The organism is Streptomyces sp. RK62, from assembly GCF_018070255.1.
GTDB lineage: Bacteria > Actinomycetota > Actinomycetes > Streptomycetales > Streptomycetaceae > Streptomyces > Streptomyces nigra.
On the sequence record NZ_JAGPYD010000013.1, the window covers coordinates 39,106 to 56,856 of the forward strand.

Annotated in this window: 9 protein-coding genes; 7 read left to right on the top strand and 2 right to left on the bottom strand. The window is 70.3% G+C overall.

The window, feature by feature from the left end; translation table 11 throughout:
- Positions 1-21 precede the first annotated feature (21 nt).
- The gene (locus KBY32_RS24740; protein ID WP_210981700.1) at positions 22-3,021 is read left to right on the top strand and encodes a bifunctional [glutamine synthetase] adenylyltransferase/[glutamine synthetase]-adenylyl-L-tyrosine phosphorylase; all 3,000 of its coding nucleotides are present in this window, start codon (positions 22-24) and stop codon (positions 3,019-3,021) included.
- Position 3,022: 1 nt separating this feature from the next.
- Here the strand turns inward: KBY32_RS24740 and KBY32_RS24745 are convergent, their stop codons facing one another.
- Together KBY32_RS24745 and KBY32_RS24750 are read right to left on the bottom strand one after the other, a co-directional pair.
- Complete coding sequence (locus tag KBY32_RS24745; protein ID WP_210981701.1) at positions 3,023-3,946, bottom strand: phosphatase PAP2 family protein; 924 nt, start codon at positions 3,944-3,946, stop codon at positions 3,023-3,025.
- A 116-nt stretch (positions 3,947-4,062) separates the two neighbouring features.
- The gene (locus tag KBY32_RS24750) at positions 4,063-5,097 is read right to left on the bottom strand and encodes a LacI family DNA-binding transcriptional regulator (protein ID WP_055620637.1); all 1,035 of its coding nucleotides are present in this window, start codon (positions 5,095-5,097) and stop codon (positions 4,063-4,065) included.
- Between the two features lie 381 nt (positions 5,098-5,478).
- On the opposite strand from KBY32_RS24750, the gene KBY32_RS24755 reads away from it, so the two are divergent.
- The 6 genes from KBY32_RS24755 (at position 5,479) to pulA (ending at position 17,672) form a co-directional block, all read left to right on the top strand.
- On the top strand, positions 5,479-6,750 hold the full coding sequence (locus KBY32_RS24755) for an extracellular solute-binding protein (RefSeq protein ID WP_055620636.1): 1,272 nt from the start codon (positions 5,479-5,481) through the stop codon (positions 6,748-6,750).
- 110 nt (positions 6,751-6,860) lie between these two features.
- Entirely contained in the window at positions 6,861-7,865 is a 1,005-nt protein-coding gene (locus tag KBY32_RS24760; protein WP_115508954.1) for a carbohydrate ABC transporter permease, read from the top strand.
- A gap of 14 nt (positions 7,866-7,879) precedes the next feature.
- Entirely contained in the window at positions 7,880-8,791 is a 912-nt protein-coding gene (locus KBY32_RS24765; RefSeq protein ID WP_210981702.1) for a sugar ABC transporter permease, read from the top strand.
- 160 nt (positions 8,792-8,951) lie between these two features.
- Positions 8,952-10,634 carry a glycoside hydrolase family 13 protein gene (locus tag KBY32_RS24770; RefSeq protein WP_210981703.1) on the top strand — a complete coding sequence of 561 codons (1,683 nt, stop codon included), beginning with the start codon at positions 8,952-8,954 and terminating at the stop codon, positions 10,632-10,634.
- Between the two features lie 137 nt (positions 10,635-10,771).
- The gene (locus tag KBY32_RS24775; protein WP_210981704.1) at positions 10,772-12,157 is read left to right on the top strand and encodes an alpha-amylase family protein; all 1,386 of its coding nucleotides are present in this window, start codon (positions 10,772-10,774) and stop codon (positions 12,155-12,157) included.
- A 115-nt stretch (positions 12,158-12,272) separates the two neighbouring features.
- Positions 12,273-17,672, top strand: a complete 5,400-nt coding sequence (gene pulA, locus KBY32_RS24780; RefSeq protein WP_210981705.1) for a pullulanase-type alpha-1,6-glucosidase — start codon at positions 12,273-12,275, stop codon at positions 17,670-17,672.
- Positions 17,673-17,751 lie beyond the last annotated feature (79 nt).

A 17,751-nucleotide genomic window follows, 5' to 3' on the forward strand; every position in this document is an offset into this window, starting at 1 on the left:
GATCGGAACGGGAGGGCGAGGATGACGGCGCCGGGACGCAGGAGCAGTACGTTCACTCGGCTGCTGCGGCACGGTTTCACCGACCCGTCGGCCGCCGAACGCCTCCTGGACAGCCCCGACCTCACCCCCCTCAGGAACGACCCGGTCCTCCTGGAGGCCCTGGGCGCCACCGCCGACCCCGACCTCGCGCTGACCGGCCTCGTCCGGCTGACCGAGGCCCAGCCCGGTGACGCCGACCGGCGCGAGCTGCTCGACACGCTGATAGCGGCCAAGCCGCTGCGCGACCGGCTGCTCGGCGTGCTCGGCGCCTCCGCCGCCCTCGCCGAACACCTCGCCCGCCACCCCGGCGACTGGCAGGTGCTGGTCACCTACGAGCCGCGCGACCTGCACCCCGAGGTCGAGGAGTTCGAACGGGCCCTCGCCGAGGCCACCGACCCCGTCAGCCTGCGCGTCGCCTACCGGCGCTGCCTGCTGTCCATCGCCGCCCGCGACGTGTGCGGCACCACCGACCTCGCCCAGACCGCCGCCGAGCTCGCCGACCTCGCCACCGCGACCCTGCGCGCCGCGCTCGCCCTCGCCGCAGCCGAGGCCCCGCAGGACGCCGAGCAGTGCCGGCTCGCGGTGATCGCCATGGGCAAGTGCGGCGGCCACGAGCTGAACTACGTCTCCGACGTCGACGTCATCTTCGTCGGTGAGAGCGCCGACGGCGCCGACGAGGGCAAGGCCCTGCAGGCCGCCACCCGGCTCGCCTCGCACATGATGCGGATCTGCTCCGAGACCACCGTCGAGGGCTCCATCTGGCCCGTCGACGCCAATCTGCGCCCCGAGGGCCGCAACGGCCCCCTCGTGCGCACCCTCAGCAGCCATGTCGCCTACTACCAGCGCTGGGCCAAGACCTGGGAGTTCCAGGCCCTGCTCAAGGCCCGCCCGGTCGCCGGCGACCTCGAACTGGGCGCCGAGTACGTCGCCGCGCTGCGGCCCCTGGTGTGGAAGGCCGCCGAGCGGGAGAACTTCGTCGCCGACGTGCAGAAGATGCGCCGCCGCGTCGTCGAGAACATCCCCGTCTCCGAGGTCGACCGCCAGCTGAAGCTCGGCCCCGGCGGCCTGCGGGACGTCGAGTTCGCCGTCCAGCTGCTGCAGCTCGTGCACGGCCGCGAGGACGCCGCCCTGCGCAGCGGCACCACCCTGGACGCCCTCCAGGCCCTCGCCGCCGGCGGCTACGTCGGCCGGACCGACGCCGCCCAGCTCGACGCCGCCTACCGCTTCCTGCGCTCCATGGAGCACCGCATCCAGCTGTACCGGCTGCGCCGCACCCACCTGGTCCCCGAGGACGACGCCGATCTGCGCCGCATCGGCCGCTCCCTCGGGCTGCGCGCCGACCCGGTCGCCGAGCTGACCCGCGAGTGGAAGCGGCACAGCAGCGTCGTACGGCGGCTGCACGAGAAGCTCTTCTACCGGCCGCTGCTGGACGCCGTCGCCCAGCTCGCCCCCGGCGAGGCCCGGCTCAGCGCGGGCGCCGCCCGGGAACGGCTCATCGCCCTCGGCTACGCCGACCCCGCCTCGGCGCTGCGGCACCTGGAGGCGCTGGCCTCCGGCGTGACCCGCGCGGCGGCGATCCAGCGCACCCTGCTGCCCGTCCTGCTGGGCTGGTTCGCCGACTCGGCCGACCCGGACTCCGGCCTGCTGAACTTCCGCAAGGTCTCCGACGCGCTCGGCAAGACTCCCTGGTACCTGCGGCTGCTGCGCGACGAGGGCGCCGCCGCCGAGAACCTCGCCCGGGTCCTGTCGGCGGGCCGGCTCGCCCCCGACCTGCTGATGCGGGCCCCGGAGGCCGTCGCGCTGCTCGGCGACGGCGACGGCGGCAGCGGTCTGGAGCCCCGCTCGCGGGCCCATCTGGAGCAGGAGGTCCTCGCCGCGGTGCGCCGCGCCGACAACGCCGTCCAGGCCGTCACCGCGGCCCGCGGCATGCGGCGCCGCGAGCTGTTCCGTACGGCCGCCGCCGACATCGTGGACTCCTACGGCACCGAGACCAAGCCCGCCGAGGCCGACCAGGGCGCCCTGGTGGACCGGGTCGGCGCCGCGGTCTCCGACCTCACGGCGGCCACGCTGGCCGGCACCCTGCGCGCGGTGGTCCGCGAGGGCTGGGGCGACACCCTGCCCACCCGGTTCGCGATCATCGGCATGGGCCGCTTCGGCGGACACGAGCTGGGCTACGGCAGCGACGCGGACGTCCTCTTCGTGCACGAGCCGCGCGAGGGCGTCGACGACCAGGAGGCCGCCGCGGCGGCCAACCGCGTGGTGGCGGAGATGCGGCGGCTGCTCCAGATCCCCAGCGCCGACCCGCCGCTGCTGATCGACGCCGATCTGCGCCCGGAGGGCAAGTCCGGGCCGCTGGTGCGCACCCTCAACTCGTACGCCGCCTACTACCGGCGCTGGTCGCTGGGCTGGGAGTCGCAGGCGCTGCTGCGGGCCGAGCCGGTCGCCGGGGACGACGAGCTGGGCGCCCGGTTCATCGAGCTGATCGACCCGCTGCGCTATCCCGCCCGGGGCCTCGAGGAGGACGCCGTACGGGAGATCCGGCGGCTGAAGGCGCGCATGGAGTCCGAGCGCCTGCCGCGCGGCGCCGACCCGAAGCTGCACACCAAGCTCGGGCCCGGCGGGCTGTCGGACGTCGAGTGGACCGTGCAGCTGCTCCAGCTGCGGCACGGGGCCGATGAGCCCGGACTGCGGACCACCCGTACCCGCGAGGCGCTGGCCGCGGCCCGTGCCGCCGGGCTCATCGGCGACGAGGACGCGGAGATCCTCGACGAGGCGTGGGTGCTGGCGACCCGGGTCCGCAACGCGGTGATGCTGGTCCGCGGCCGCGCCGGCGACACCTTCCCCTCGGACCCGCGCGAACTGGGCGCGGTGGGCCGCTACCTGGGGTACGAGCCCGGTCACGTGGGCGACATGCTGGACGACTACCGCCGCACCGCCCGCCGGGCCCGCGGCGTCGTGGACGAACTGTTCTACGGGGGCTGAGCTACGGCCCTGGTGATGTACGGGCCGGCACCGGCTCGTTCTCCTCCTCGGCGGGCACCGGGGCGGGGCGTGCGCCGGCCCCCGGCGCGACCGCTCCGGTGCGTGCCGGGACCACGCGGGGCAGCCGGTAGGGCAGCGCGCCGTACCAGAGGCGGGCCACGCCGTAGCCGAAGGCCAGGCAGATGAGGCCGCCCACCGCGTCGAGCCAGAAGTGGTTGGCCGTCGCGACGATCACGACGAGGGTCGCCGCCGGGTAGAGCAGCCCGAGGACCTTGACCCAGGGGGTGCGCGCCAGGGCGAAGATCGTCAGCCCGCTCCACACCGACCAGCCGATGTGCATGGACGGCATCGCGGCGTACTGGTTCGACATGTTCTTCAGGTCGCCCGAGGCCATCGAGCCCCAGGTGTCGTGGGCCAGGACCGTGTCGATGAACCCCGTGTTCGTCATCAGCCGCGGGGGAGCGAGCGGATACAGGTAGTAACCGACCAGGGCCACACCCGTGGTCGCGAAGAGGACCAGCCGGGTCGCCGCGTAGCGGCCGGAGTGTCTGCGGTACAGCCAGACCAGCACCGCGAGCGTCACCACGAAGTGCAGCGTGGCGTAGTAGTAGTTCATCCCGACGATCAGCCAAGTCACGCCGTTGATCGCGCGGTTGACGGACTCCTCGACGGCGATGCCCAGACTGTGCTCGAGCCGCCACAGCCAGTCGGCGTTGCGCAGGGCCTCGGTGCGCTGCTCCGGGACGGCGTTGCGGATCAGGGAGTAGGTCCAGTAACTCACCGCGATGAGCAGGATCTCGAACCACAGCCGCGGCCGGCGGGGGGTGCGCAGGCGGCGCAGGAGTCCCGGCCCCGTCCTCTCCGCGACGGAGTGCGGGACGGCTTCTTCAGGGCCTTCGCGTGTCGTCACCGTAGCGTCACCCATAGGCACAGAGTCTGCCAGAAAAGACCTCTCCGACCGATCATCCTCCGGTCGGGTCCGTGACGCACGTTCTGCGGCTTTTCTCCTCCCGCAGGAGTAGGCCGCGCGTCTCGGTCCCCCTAGGGGCGCGTCCGGTCGCCGGGCGCCGACGCCGTCGAACCGCGTACGACCAGCTCCGGCATGAACACGAACTCGCTGTGCGGGGCCGGGGTTCCGCCGATCTCCTCGAGCAGTGTGCGGACGGCGGCCTGGCCCATGGCCGGGACCGGCTTGCGGACCGTGGTGAGCGGCGGGTCGGTGAAGGCGATCAGCGGGGAGTCGTCGAAGCCCACGACCGAGATGTCGGTGGGGACCTCGAGGCCCTGCTGCCGGGCCGCGCGTATCGCGCCCAGCGCCATCATGTCGCTGGCGCAGACGACGGCCGTGCAGTCACGCGCGATGAGTGCGGTGGCGGCGGCCTGCCCGCCCTCCAGGGTGTACAGCGAGTGCTGCACCAGGTCGCGCTCCACGACGTCCGGCGGCAGGTTCAGCTGGTCCTGGACGGTCCGGACGAACCCCTCGATCTTCCGCTGCACCGGCACGAACCGCTTCGGGCCGAGGGCCAGCCCGATCCGGGTGTGCCCGAGGGAGACGAGGTGGGTCACCGCCAGCGCCATCGCCGCCCGGTCGTCCGGGGAGATGAACGGCGCCTGCACCTTGGGGGAGAAGCCGTCGACGAGGACGAAGGGGACGCCCTGCGCACGCAGCCGCTCGTAGCGCTGCATGTCCGCGGTGGTGTCCGCGTGCAGACCGGAGACATAGATGATGCCCGCGACCCCGCGGTCCACGAGCATCTCGGTGAGCTCGTCCTCCGTGGACCCGCCGGGCGTCTGCGTCGCCAGCACGGGCGTATAGCCCTGCCGCGTCAGCGCCTGGCCGATGACCTGGGCGAGCGCCGGGAATATCGGGTTCTCCAGCTCGGGTGTGATCAGGCCGACCAGGCCCTCGCTGCGCTGGCGGAGCCGCACCGGACGCTCGTAGCCGAGCACGTCGAGTGCGGCCAGCACGGACTGGCGAGTGGTGGCGGCGACGCCGGGCTTCCCGTTGAGGACGCGGCTGACGGTCGCTTCGCTCACCCCCGCCTGAGCAGCGATGTCGGCAAGCCTCGTGGTCACGGCACTGGACTGTACCTGTCGTATGCCGCCTTGCACACCAATCGGACGCCGAGGGCGACCCGTTGGCCGGCCCGTGCGGGGCTGCTGCGTCATCGCGCTCCCTCGTGGAAGTCATGGCAAGAGCTTGCAGAGTCTTGCACAAGTGGACCGCGTACCGCTCCACCCCTGTAAGGAAGCGTCTCACAGCGGTCGCTGGACGGTCACGCCGGGATAACTTCCGTGTTCCCTTGCACTTTTTTGCTGCAAGGTCTTTCGCAAGGATTGCATCGCTGTTACGTTCACGTCGCCCGGCGGCCGCAAAGGCGCAGTCGGCACGACAGCAGGGGCCGGCAGACGGGGCCGCCCCCGCATCACACGGGCTTTCACCCTCAAGGAGAACTCATGCGGCGTGGCATAGCGGCCACCGCGCTGGTGGCGTCCCTCGCCCTCGCGGCGACGGCCTGCGGCGGGGACGACAGCGGCAGCGACTCGAGCGGTCCGGTGACCATCACCTGGTGGGACACCTCCAACGCCACCAACGAGGCGCCGACGTACCAGGCCTTGGTCAAGGAGTTCGAGGCCGCCAACAAGGACGTCAAGGTCAAGTACGTCAACGTCCCCTTCGACCAGGCGCAGAACAAGTTCGACACCGCCGCCGGTTCGAAGGGCGCGCCGGACATCCTGCGGTCCGAGGTCGGCTGGACCCCGGCCTTCGCGAAGAAGAGCTTCTTCCTGCCGCTGGACGGCACCGAGGCCCTCGCCGAGCAGGACAAGTTCAAGTCCAACCTGCTGGAGCAGGCCAAGTACGAGGGCAAGACGTACGGCGTCCCCTTCGTCACGGACACGCTCGCGCTCGTCTACAACAAGGCGCTGTTCGAGAAGGCCGGCATCACCGAGGCCCCCAAGACCTGGGACGACCTCAAGAAGGCCGCCGCCACGATCAAGGGCAAGACCGGCGTCGACGGCTACTGGGGCTCGACCCAGGCCTACTACGCCCAGTCCTTCCTCTACGGCGAGGGCACCGACACCGTCGACGCCGACGCCAAGAAGATCACCGTCAACTCGCCCGAGGCGAAGAAGGCCTACGGCACCTGGCTGAGCCTGTTCGACGGCAAGGGCCTGCACAAGGCCGACACGACCGCCGACGCGTACGCCCACATCCAGGACGCGTTCGTCAACGGCAAGGTCGCCGCGATCGTCCAGGGCCCCTGGGAGATCACGAACTTCTACAAGGGCTCGGCGTTCAAGGACAAGTCGAACCTCGGCATCGCCACCGTCCCGGCCGGCTCCTCCGGCAAGGCGGGCGCCCCGACCGGCGGCCACAACCTGTCGGTCTACGCCGGCTCCGACGAGGCCCACCAGAAGGCCGCGCTGAAGTTCGTCAAGTTCATGACGTCGGCGAAGTCGCAGGAGACCATCGCGCTGAAGAACAGCACGCTTCCCACCCGTGACGACGCCTACACCGAGCAGGTCAAGGCCGACCCGGGCATCGCCGGCTACCAGGGCGTGCTGTCCGCCGCCCAGCCGCGTCCCGCGCTGCCGGAGTACAGCTCCCTGTGGGGTCCGCTCGACACCGAACTGCCCAAGATCGCGGGTGGCAAGGTGTCCCTGGACAAGGGCCTGAGCACGGCCGAGACGTCCATCGCCAAGCTGGTGCCCGACTTCAGCAAGTGAGCTCCGCGCGGCCGCCGGACCGCCCTGTTGGGGCAGGCGATCCGGCGGCCGCCCGGCCGTCCCACGGGTCCCGACCGCGGACTTCCTGAACTCCCAGAAGGTGTCGAACCATGACAGTCGCCATCGACCGCGCGACCGGCAAGCGCCGCGGTGACCGTGCGCCCCGGCCAGGGCGCGGGCAGCGCCTGAGGAACAGCTACCAGAAGCACTGGTACGCGTACGCGATGATCACCCCGGTGGTCGTCGTGCTCGGCATCCTCGTGCTGTACCCGCTGGCCTACGGTCTGTACCTGACGCTGACCGACGCCAACAGCCTCAACACGGCGCGCACGATCGGCGCCAACGAGATCGAGGCGACGTACAAGTTCATCGGCTTCGACAACTACGCCGACATCCTCTGGGGCGAGACCTCCTACGACCGCTTCTGGTCGCACTTCATCTGGACGATCGTGTGGACGGCCGCCTGTGTGGCCCTGCACTACACGATCGGCCTCGGCCTCGCGCTGCTGCTCAACCAGAAGCTGCGCGGCCGTACCCTCTACCGCCTGATCCTGGTCCTGCCGTGGGCCGTGCCGACCTTCGTCACCGTGTTCGGCTGGCGGTTCATGCTCGCGGACGGCGGCATCATCAACGCCGCGCTGGAGTCCCTGCACCTGCCGACGCCGCTGTGGCTGGAGGACACCTTCTGGCAGCGGTTCGCGGCGATCATGGTCAACACCTGGTGCGGTGTGCCGTTCATGATGGTCTCCCTGCTCGGCGGCCTGCAGTCCATCGACGCCTCCCTCTACGAGGCCGCGGAGATGGACGGCGCCAGCGCCTGGCAGCGCTTCCGCTACGTCACCCTGCCCGGCCTGCGGACGGTCAGCTCCACCGTCGTCCTGCTCGGCATCATCTGGACGTTCAACCAGTTCGCCGTGATCTTCCTGCTCTTCGGCAACACCGCGCCGGACGCGCAGATCCTGGTCACCTGGGCCTACTACCTCGGCTTCGGACAGCAACCGCGCGACTTCGCCCAGTCCGCCGCCTACGGCATCCTGCTGCTGGGCATCCTGATCGTCTTCACCTCGTTCTACCGCCGCTGGCTGAACCGCAACGAGCAGCAGCTCGCGATCTGAGGCAGGAGTTCTTCATGAGTACCACCACAGCCCAGACCTCCGCCGCGGTGACCGAACCGCAGAGCCCGGCCAAGCCGCCCCGGCGCACCCGGCGGCGCGGTGAGACGGGCTTCGCCGGCTCCCTCGCCTCCCACGGCATGCTCACCGTCGCGAGCCTGATCGCCCTGTTCCCCGTCCTGTGGCTGGTGTTCCTGTCACTGGGACCGGACAAGGACGACTATCTGCACCCCGAGCGCATCTGGTCCAAGATGACGTTCGACAACTACGCGTTCGTCCTGCAGCACACGAACTTCTTCGACTGGCTGAAGAGTTCGCTGATCGTGTCGCTGGGCACCACCGTGATCGGCGTCCTGATCGCCGCCACCACCGGCTACGCGGTCTCCCGTATGCGCTTCCCGGGCTACCGGAAGTTCATGTGGGTGCTGCTGGTCACCCAGATGTTCCCGATCGCCGTGCTGATCGTGCCGATGTACCAGATCCTCTCGGACCTGGGCCTCATCGACACCTACCTCGGCCTGATCATCGTCTACTGCTCGACCGCGGTGCCGTACTGCGCCTGGCTGCTCAAGGGCTACTTCGACACCATCCCGTTCGAGATCGACGAGGCCGGGCGCGTCGACGGCCTCACCCCGTTCGGCACCTTCGCGCGGCTGATCCTGCCGCTCGCCAAGCCGGGCCTCGCGGTCGCCGCGTTCTACAGCTTCATCACCGCCTTCGGCGAGGTGGCCTTCGCGACCACCTTCCTGCTCGACGACGAGAAGTACACGCTCGCCGTCGGTCTGCAGAGCTTCGTCAGCGAGCACGACGCCCAGCGCAACCTCATGGCGGCCACGGCGGTGCTCGTCGCGATACCGGTCTCCCTCTTCTTCTACCTCGTGCAGAAGAACCTGGTCACCGGCCTCACCGCCGGTGGCACGAAGGGCTGAGCCGGCCCCGAGAACCCGAGGCGGCCGCCGTGTCCATCCGACCCCGCTGTCACTGCGGCCGCCTCGTCGTCCGCCGCCGCGCGCACGACCCAGACCGACTGACTCCTTCTCCGCCCGTGGCACCGTCCGGGCGTGAGACCCCCACCGCATCAAGGAAGCCATGAGCCAGTACCCCACAGCCCCGGCCGAGACCGCTGCCGTCGCCACCGTCGCCAAGCGCCGTGACTGGTGGCGCGACGCGGTGATCTACCAGGTCTACCCGCGCAGCTTCGCCGACAGCAACGGCGACGGCATGGGCGACCTGGAAGGCGTCCGTTCCCGTCTGCCGTACCTGCGCGACCTCGGCGTCGACGCCGTATGGCTCAGCCCCTTCTACGCCTCCCCGCAGGCCGACGCCGGCTACGACGTCGCCGACTACCGGGCGGTCGACCCCATGTTCGGCAATCTGCTGGACGCCGACGCGCTGATCCGCGACGCCCGTGAGCTGGGCCTGCGGATCATCGTCGACCTGGTCCCCAACCACTCCTCGGACCAGCACGAGTGGTTCAAGCGCGCCCTCGCCGACGGCCCCGGCTCGCCGCTGCGCGACCGCTACCACTTCCGCCCCGGCAAGGGCGCGAACGGCGAACTCCCGCCGAACGACTGGGAGTCCATCTTCGGCGGCCCCGCCTGGACCCGGGTCACCGAGCCCGACGGCACCCCCGGCGAGTGGTACCTGCACCTCTTCGCGCCCGAGCAGCCCGACTTCAACTGGGAGCACCCGGCGGTCTCCGACGAGTTCCGCTCGATCCTGCGCTTCTGGCTGGACATGGGCGTCGACGGCTTCCGGATCGACGTCGCCCACGGCATGGTGAAGGCCGAAGGCCTGCCCGACCTTGGAAACCACGATCAGCTCAAGCTGCTGGGCAACGATGTCATGCCGTTCTTCGACCAGGACGGCGTCCACGACATCTACCGCCAGTGGCGGCTCATCCTCGACGAGTACTCCGGCGAGCGCATCTTCGTCGCCGAGGCGTGGACCCCGACCGTCGAGCGCACGGCCAACTACGTCCGCCCCGACGAGCTGCACCAGGCGTTCAACTTCCAGTACCTGTCGGCCGCCTGGGACGCGCGCGAGCTGCGCGAGGTCGTCGACCGCACCCTGGAGGCCATGCGCCCGGTCGGCGCCCCCGCCACCTGGGTGCTGTCCAACCACGACGTCACCCGGCACGCCACCCGCTTCGCCAACCCGCCCGGCCTCGGCACCCAGATCCGCACCGCCGGCGACCGCGACCTGGGCCTGCGCCGCGCCCGCGCCGCCACCCTGCTGATGCTGGCCCTGCCCGGCTCCGCGTACGTCTACCAGGGCGAGGAGCTCGGCCTGCCGGACGTCGTCGACCTGCCGGACGACGTGCGCCAGGACCCGGCGTACTTCCGCGGCGAGGGCCAGGACGGCTTCCGCGACGGCTGCCGGGTGCCGATCCCGTGGACGCGTGACGGATCGTCGTACGGCTTCGGCGCGGGCGGCAGCTGGCTGCCGCAGCCGGCCGGCTGGGGCGAGCTGAGCGTCGAGGCCCAGACCGGCGACCCGGACTCCACCCTGGAGCTGTACCGGGCCGCGCTGGCCGCCCGCCGCGCCCACCCCGACCTCGGCGCCGGGGACGAGGTGGAGTGGCTGCGGGCGCCCGAGGGCGTCCTCGCCTTCCGGCGCGGGGAGTTCGTCTGCGTGGCGAACACCGGCACCGAGTCGGTGACCATCCCGGCGTACGGGCGGCTGCTGCTCGCCAGCGGTGAGATCACCGAGACGGACGGTGAGGCGAAGCTGCCGGCCGACACCACGGTGTGGTGGTCCACGGCCTCCTGACGGCCTTCCTGCAAGAAATTTCAAGCAAGTTGGTCCGGCCCGCTGCCTTTTCAGGCGGCGGGCCTTTAACATTCCCGTCACCGCAAGGTAGTTGAAATTTTTCAGCAAGAGCCTTCAACGGTGAAGGAAATCCCCACATGGCACGCAGAACCCTCTCCGTGGCGGCCGCGCTCGCGGCGGCCCTCACCACCTCCTCCCTTGTCATGCACCCGACCGAGGCAGCGGCCTCGCCGCCCGGGAGCAAGGACGTCACCGCCGTCCTCTTCGAGTGGAAGTTCGCCTCCGTGGCGAAGGAGTGCACCACCACCCTCGGCCCCGCCGGCTACGGCTACGTGCAGGTCTCCCCACCGGCCGAGCACATACAGGGCTCGCAGTGGTGGACGTCGTACCAGCCGGTGAGCTACAAGATCGCCGGCCGGCTCGGCGACCGCGCCGCCTTCCAGAGCATGATCAACACCTGCCACGCGGCCGGTGTGAAGGTCGTCGTCGACACGGTCGTCAACCACATGGCCGCCGGCAACGGCACCGGCACGGGCGGCTCGTCGTACACGAAATACGACTACCCGGGCCTGTACTCGTCGTACGACTTCGACGACTGCACCGCGCAGATCAGCAACTACCAGGACCGCTGGAACGTCCAGCACTGCGAGCTCGTCGGCCTCGCCGACCTCGACACCGGCGAGGACTACGTCCGCGGCGCCCTGGCGAAGTACATGAACGACCTGCTGTCGCTCGGCGTCGACGGCTTCCGCATCGACGCGGCCAAGCACATCGACACCGCCGACCTGGCGAACATCAAGTCGCGGCTCAGCAACCCCAACGCCTACTGGAAGCAGGAGGTCATCCACGGCTCCGGCGAAGCCGTCCAGCCGGGCGAGTACACCCGCAACGGCGACGTCCAGGAGTTCCGCTACGCCTACGACCTCAAGCGGGTCTTCAACAACGAGAACCTCGCCTACCTGAAGAACTACGGCGAGGGCTGGGGCTATCTGAGCAGCTCGTCCGCCGGTGTCTTCGTCGACAACCACGACACCGAGCGCAACGGCTCCACGCTCAGCTACAAGGACAACGCCAACTACACGCTGGCCAACGTCTTCATGCTGGCCTGGCCCTACGGCGCCCCGGACATCAACTCCGGCTACGAGTTCACCGACCACGACGCCGGCCCGCCCAACGGCGGCACGGTGAACGCCTGCTGGCAGAACGGCTGGAAGTGCCAGCACAACTGGCCGGAGATCAAGTCCATGGTCGCGTTCCGCAACGCCACCCGCGGCCAGGCCGTCACCGACTGGTGGGACAACGGCGGTGACGCCATCGCGTTCGGCCGGGGCTCCAAGGGCTTCGTGGCCATCAACCACGAGTCGGGCTCCCTCAGTCGTACGTACCAGACGTCCCTGCCCGCCGGCACGTACTGCAACGTGCAGAACAACAGCACCGTGACGGTGAACTCCGCCGGTCAGCTGACCGCCACGCTGGGCGCGAACACGGCTCTGGCCGTATACGCCGGCAAGTCGAGCTGCTGAGCGGACAACTGAAAGTTTTTACCGGTGGTTTCAAGCCTCTTGCTGTAAGCGTTGCGGCGGCGATACGGTCGCGCGGGGTCGGACCCGAAGAGCCGCAATCGCAAGGAGCCCCTCTGTGATACCGAGATGGCCGTCGCCGTGGAGGCGCCGAACCACCCACGCCGGACGGGTCGCTGCGGTCACCGTGACCGCGCTGGCCGCAGCGCTCGTCCAGCCACTCGCCGCGAAGGCGGCGACCCCGCCGGCGCCGCCGTCCGACGCGAAGCTCGCCGCCGAGCCCGCCCGGCACGACGCCACCCGCGAGCAGTTCTACTTCGTCCTGCCGGACCGTTTCGCCAACGGCGACACCGGCAACGACAAGGGCGGCCTGACCGGCTCCCGTCTGTCCACCGGGTACGACCCCACCGACAAGGGCTTCTACCAGGGCGGCGACCTGAAGGGTCTGACCCAGCGCCTGGACTACATCAAGGGCCTGGGCACCACCGCCATCTGGATGGCACCGATCTTCAAGAACCGTCCCGTGCAGGGCACCGGCAAGGACGCCTCCGCCGGCTACCACGGGTACTGGATCACCGACTTCACCCAGGTCGACCCGCACTTCGGCAGCAACAAGGACCTCGAGACCCTCATCGCCAAGGCGCACGCCAAGGGCATGAAGGTCTTCTTCGACGTCATCACCAACCACACCGCCGACGTCGTGGACTACAAGGAGAAGTCCTACGAGTACCTCTCCCAGGGCGCCTTCCCGTATCTGACGAAGGACGGCAGGCCCTTCGACGACGCCGACTACGCGGACGGCACCCGGCGCTTCCCCGCCGTGGACGCCGACTCCTTCCCGCGGACGCCCGTCACCGGCGCGACGAAGAAGGTTCCGTCGTGGCTCGACGACCCGACGATGTACCACAACCGCGGCGACTCCACCTTCGCCGGGGAGAGCTCCGAGCACGGTGACTTCTCCGGCCTGGACGACCTGTGGACCGAGCGTCCCGAGGTCGTCGGCGGCATGGAGAAGATCTACCAGCGCTGGGTCCGCGACTTCGACATCGACGGCTTCCGGATCGACACGGTCAAGCACGTCAACATGGAGTTCTGGACCCAGTGGGCCACCGCCCTGGACTCCTACGCCGCCAAGCAGGGCCGCGACGACTTCTTCATGTTCGGCGAGGTGTACACCTCCGACACGGACATCACCGCGCCCTACGTCACCCAGGGCCGCCTCGACGCCACGCTCGACTTCCCCTTCCAGGAGGCGGCACGCCAGTACGCCTCCCAGGGCGGCAGCGCGCGCAAGCTCGCGTCCGTCTTCGGCGACGACTACAAGTACACGACCGACAAGGCCAACGCCTACGAACAGGTCACCTTCCTCGGCAACCACGACATGGGCCGCATCGGGACCTTCCTCAAGCAGGACAACCCGAAGGCCACCGACGCCGAGCTGCTGAAGAAGGACCGGCTCGCCAACGAGCTGATGTTCCTCAGCCGCGGCAACCCGGTCGTCTACTACGGCGACGAGCAGGGCTTCACCGGCGCCGGCGGCGACAAGGACGCCCGCCAGACCCTGTTCGCCTCGAAGACCGCCGACTACCTCGACGACGACCAGATCGGCACCGACCGCACCCACGCCGACGACGCCTACGACACCAAGGCCCCGCTGTACCGGCAGATCAGCGCCCTCGCCGAGCTGCGCAAGGCCAACCCCGCTCTCGCCGACGGCATCCAGACCGAGCGCCACGCGGCCGACGGCCCCGGCGTCTACGCCTTCTCCCGCACCGACGCCCGCAAGGGCACCGAGTACCTCGTCGCCTTCAACAACGCGGACGACGCCCGCACGGAGACGTTCGCCGTCGGCTCGGCCGACACCACGTACAGCGCCCTGTACGGCACCAAGGACTCCGTCCGCTCCGGCGCCGACAAGAAGGTCACCGTCACCGTCCCGGCGGGCGCGGCGATCGTCCTGAAGGCCACCGGCCGTCCCGCGCAGCCCGCGGCGAAGCCGTCCCTCACGCTGAAGGCCCCCGCCGCGGGTGCCACCGGCACCGTGGAGATCTCCGCCGACGTCGACGGCGGACAGCTCAACCGCGTCGTCTTCGCCGCGCAGAGCGGCAACGGCAAGTGGCGTGTCCTCGGCTCCGCCGACCACGCCCCCTACAAGGTCCGCCAGGTCATCGGCGCGGATGTGGCGGCCGGCACCGCCCTGCGCTACAAGGCCGTGGTGATCGACTCCGCCGGCCGTACCGCGAGCGCCACCGCCGGCTCCACCACCGGCACCCCGCCCGCCGAGGAGAAGCCCACCGCCGCCTCCCGTGACTACGCGGTCGTCCACTACAAGCGCGCGGACGGCGACTACACGGACTGGGGCGTGTACGCCTGGGGCGACATCGCCGACGGCGAGGCCACCGAGTGGCCCAAGAGCCACCCCTTCATCGGCCGGGACGCCTACGGCGCCTTCGCCTACGTCAAGCTCAAGCCGGGCGCGTCCAGCGTCGGCTACCTGGTGATCGACAAGGACGGAAACAAGGACGTCTCCACCGACCGCACGATCGACGTCACCAAGACCGGCGAGATCTGGATCGAGCAGGGCAAGGAGGAGGCCCTGACCGAGCGGCCGGAGTACCCGGCCCAGGACAAGTCCAAGGCCGTCCTGCACTACCACCGCGCCGACGGCGACTACGACGGTTGGGGCCTGCACACCTGGACCGGTGCCGCGAACCCCACCGAGTGGTCGAACCCCCTGAAGCCGGTGAGGACCGATGCCTATGGCGCGGTCTTCGAGGTGCCCCTCGCCGAGGGCGCGAGCAGCCTCAGCTACATCATGCACAAGGGCGACGAGAAGGACCTGCCCTCCGACCAGTCGCTGGACCTCAAGGCCAACGGCCACGAGGTGTGGCTGCTGAGCGGCCAGGAGAAGTACCTCCTGCCGCAGCCCGCGGGCAGCGCGGCCGCGCTCGACCTGACCACCTCCAAGGCCGTCTGGATCGACCGGAACACCGTCGCCTGGAACGGCTCCGAGGCCGCGGCCTCCACCCAGCTGGTCTACTCCCGCACCGGTTCCGTCACCGTCGAGGACGGCGCCCTGACCGGCGACGACCAGCGCTGGCTCCGGCTCGACAAGGCCACGCTGACCGACGCCCAGAAGGCGGAGTTCCCGCACCTGAAGTCGTACACCGCCTGGTCCGTCGACCCGCGTGACCGCGACCGGGTCCGCGAGGCGCTGCGCGGCCAGGTCGTCGCCTCCCAGCGCGCCGCCAACGGCGCCGTGCTCGCCGCGACCGGAGTCCAGCTCGCCGGCGTCCTGGACGACCTGTACGACGCCACGAAGGCCGACCTGGGTCCGGTGTTCCACAAGGGCCGTCCGACGCTGTCCGTCTGGGCGCCCACCGCCCAGTCGGTGAAGCTGGAGATCGGCGGCTCCACCGTCGCCATGCACCGCGCCGACGGCACCGGCGTCTGGTCCGTCACCGGACCCGCGTCCTGGAAGAACAAGCCCTACCGGTACGTCGTCGAGGTGTGGGCGCCCAGCGTCCGCAAGGTCGTCACCAACAAGGTCACCGACCCCTACTCGGTCGCCCTCACCACCAACTCCCAGCGCAGCCTCCTCGTCGACCTCGACGACCGCTCCCTGGCACCGCGCGGCTGGACCACCTACACCAAGCCCAAGGCGGTGCCGCTGAAGGACGCCCAGATCCAGGAGCTGCACGTCCGGGACTTCTCGGTGGCCGACCCGACCGTCCCCGCGAAGGACCGCGGCACCTACCGCGCGTTCGAGCACAAGCTCAGCGACGGCTCCGGCCACCTGAGGAAGCTCGCCGAGGCCGGCACCTCGTACGTCCATCTGCTGCCGGTCTTCGACATCGCCACCATCCCCGAGCGCCGCGAGGACCAGGCCGGCCCCGACTGCGACCTGGCCTCGTTCGCGGCCGACTCCGACAAGCAGCAGGAGTGCGTGGCGAAGGCCGCCGCGAAGGACGCCTACAACTGGGGCTACGACCCGTACCACTACACGGTCCCGGAGGGCTCGTACGCCTCGGACCCGGACGGCACCACCCGCAACGTCGAGTTCCGCCGGATGGTGAAGGCGCTCAACGAGGACGGCCTGCGCGTCGTCATGGACGTCGTCTACAACCACACGGCGGCGAGCGGCCAGGCGGACACCTCCGTCCTGGACCGGATCGTCCCCGGCTACTACCAGCGGCTCCTGCCCGACGGCTCGGTCGCCAACAGCACCTGCTGCGCCAACACGGCCACCGAGAACGCCATGATGGGCAAGCTCGTCGTCGACTCGATCGTCACCTGGGCCAAGGAGTACAAGGTCGACGGCTTCCGCTTCGACCTCATGGGCCACCACCCGAAGGCCAACATCCTCGCGGTCCGCAAGGCCCTCGACGCGCTCACCCTCAAGAAGGACGGCGTCGACGGCAAGAAGATCATCCTGTACGGCGAGGGCTGGAACTTCGGCGAGGTCGCCGACGACGCCCGGTTCGTCCAGGCCACGCAGAAGAACATGGCCGGCACCGGCATCGCCACCTTCTCCGACCGCGCCCGTGACGCCGTCCGCGGCGGCGGCCCCTTCGACGAGGACCCCGGCGTCCAGGGCTTCGCGTCCGGGCTCTACACCGAGCCCAACACGTCGAAGGCCAACGGCACCGAGGCCGAGCAGAAGGCCCGCCTGCTGCACTACCAGGACCTGATCAAGGTCGGTCTGTCCGGCAACCTCGCCGGGTACCGCTTCACCGACACCAGCGGCAAGGAGGTCGAGGGCTCCGAGGTCGACTACAACGGCGCCCCCGCCGGCTACGCGGCCGCCCCCGGCGACGCCCTCGCCTACGCGGACGCGCACGACAACGAGTCGCTGTTCGACGCGCTCGCCTTCAAGCTGCCCGCCACGGTCAGCGCCGCCGACCGCGCCCGGATGCAGGTCCTCGCCATGGCCACGGCCACCCTGTCGCAGGGCCCGGCGCTCAGCCAGGCCGGCACCGACCTGCTGCGCTCCAAGTCGCTGGACCGCAACTCCTACGACAGCGGCGACTGGTTCAACGCCATCCACTGGGACTGCGCGGACGGCAACGGCTTCGGCCGGGGCCTGCCGCCCGCGGCCGACAACGCCTCGAAGTGGCCGTACGCCAAGCCGCTGCTGAGCACCGTCAAGGCCGGCTGCCCGCAGATCGAGGGCACCTCGGCGGCCTACCGCGACCTGCTGCGGATCCGTTCGACGGAGAGCGCCTTCTCCCTCGGCACCGCCGACCAGGTGCAGGCGAAGCTGTCCTTCCCGCTCTCCGGCAAGGACGAGACGCCCGGCGTGATCACCATGCGCCTCGGTGACCTCGTCGTCGTCTTCAACGCCACGCCCGAGCGGCAGAAGCAGAAGGTCGCCTCGCTCGCGGGCACCGGCTACCGGCTGCACCCGGTGCAGGCCAAGGGCGGCGACCCGGTCGTCCGGACCGCGGACTACACGGCGGGCTCCGGCACGTTCGACGTCCCGGCCCGCACGGTCGCGGTGTTCACCCGCACCAGGTGACACCGGGCTGAACGAAGGGGCGGTCCGGTCACCGGGCCGCCCCTTCGCGTGCCGAGGTTAGGGTGGGGGCCGCCGACCA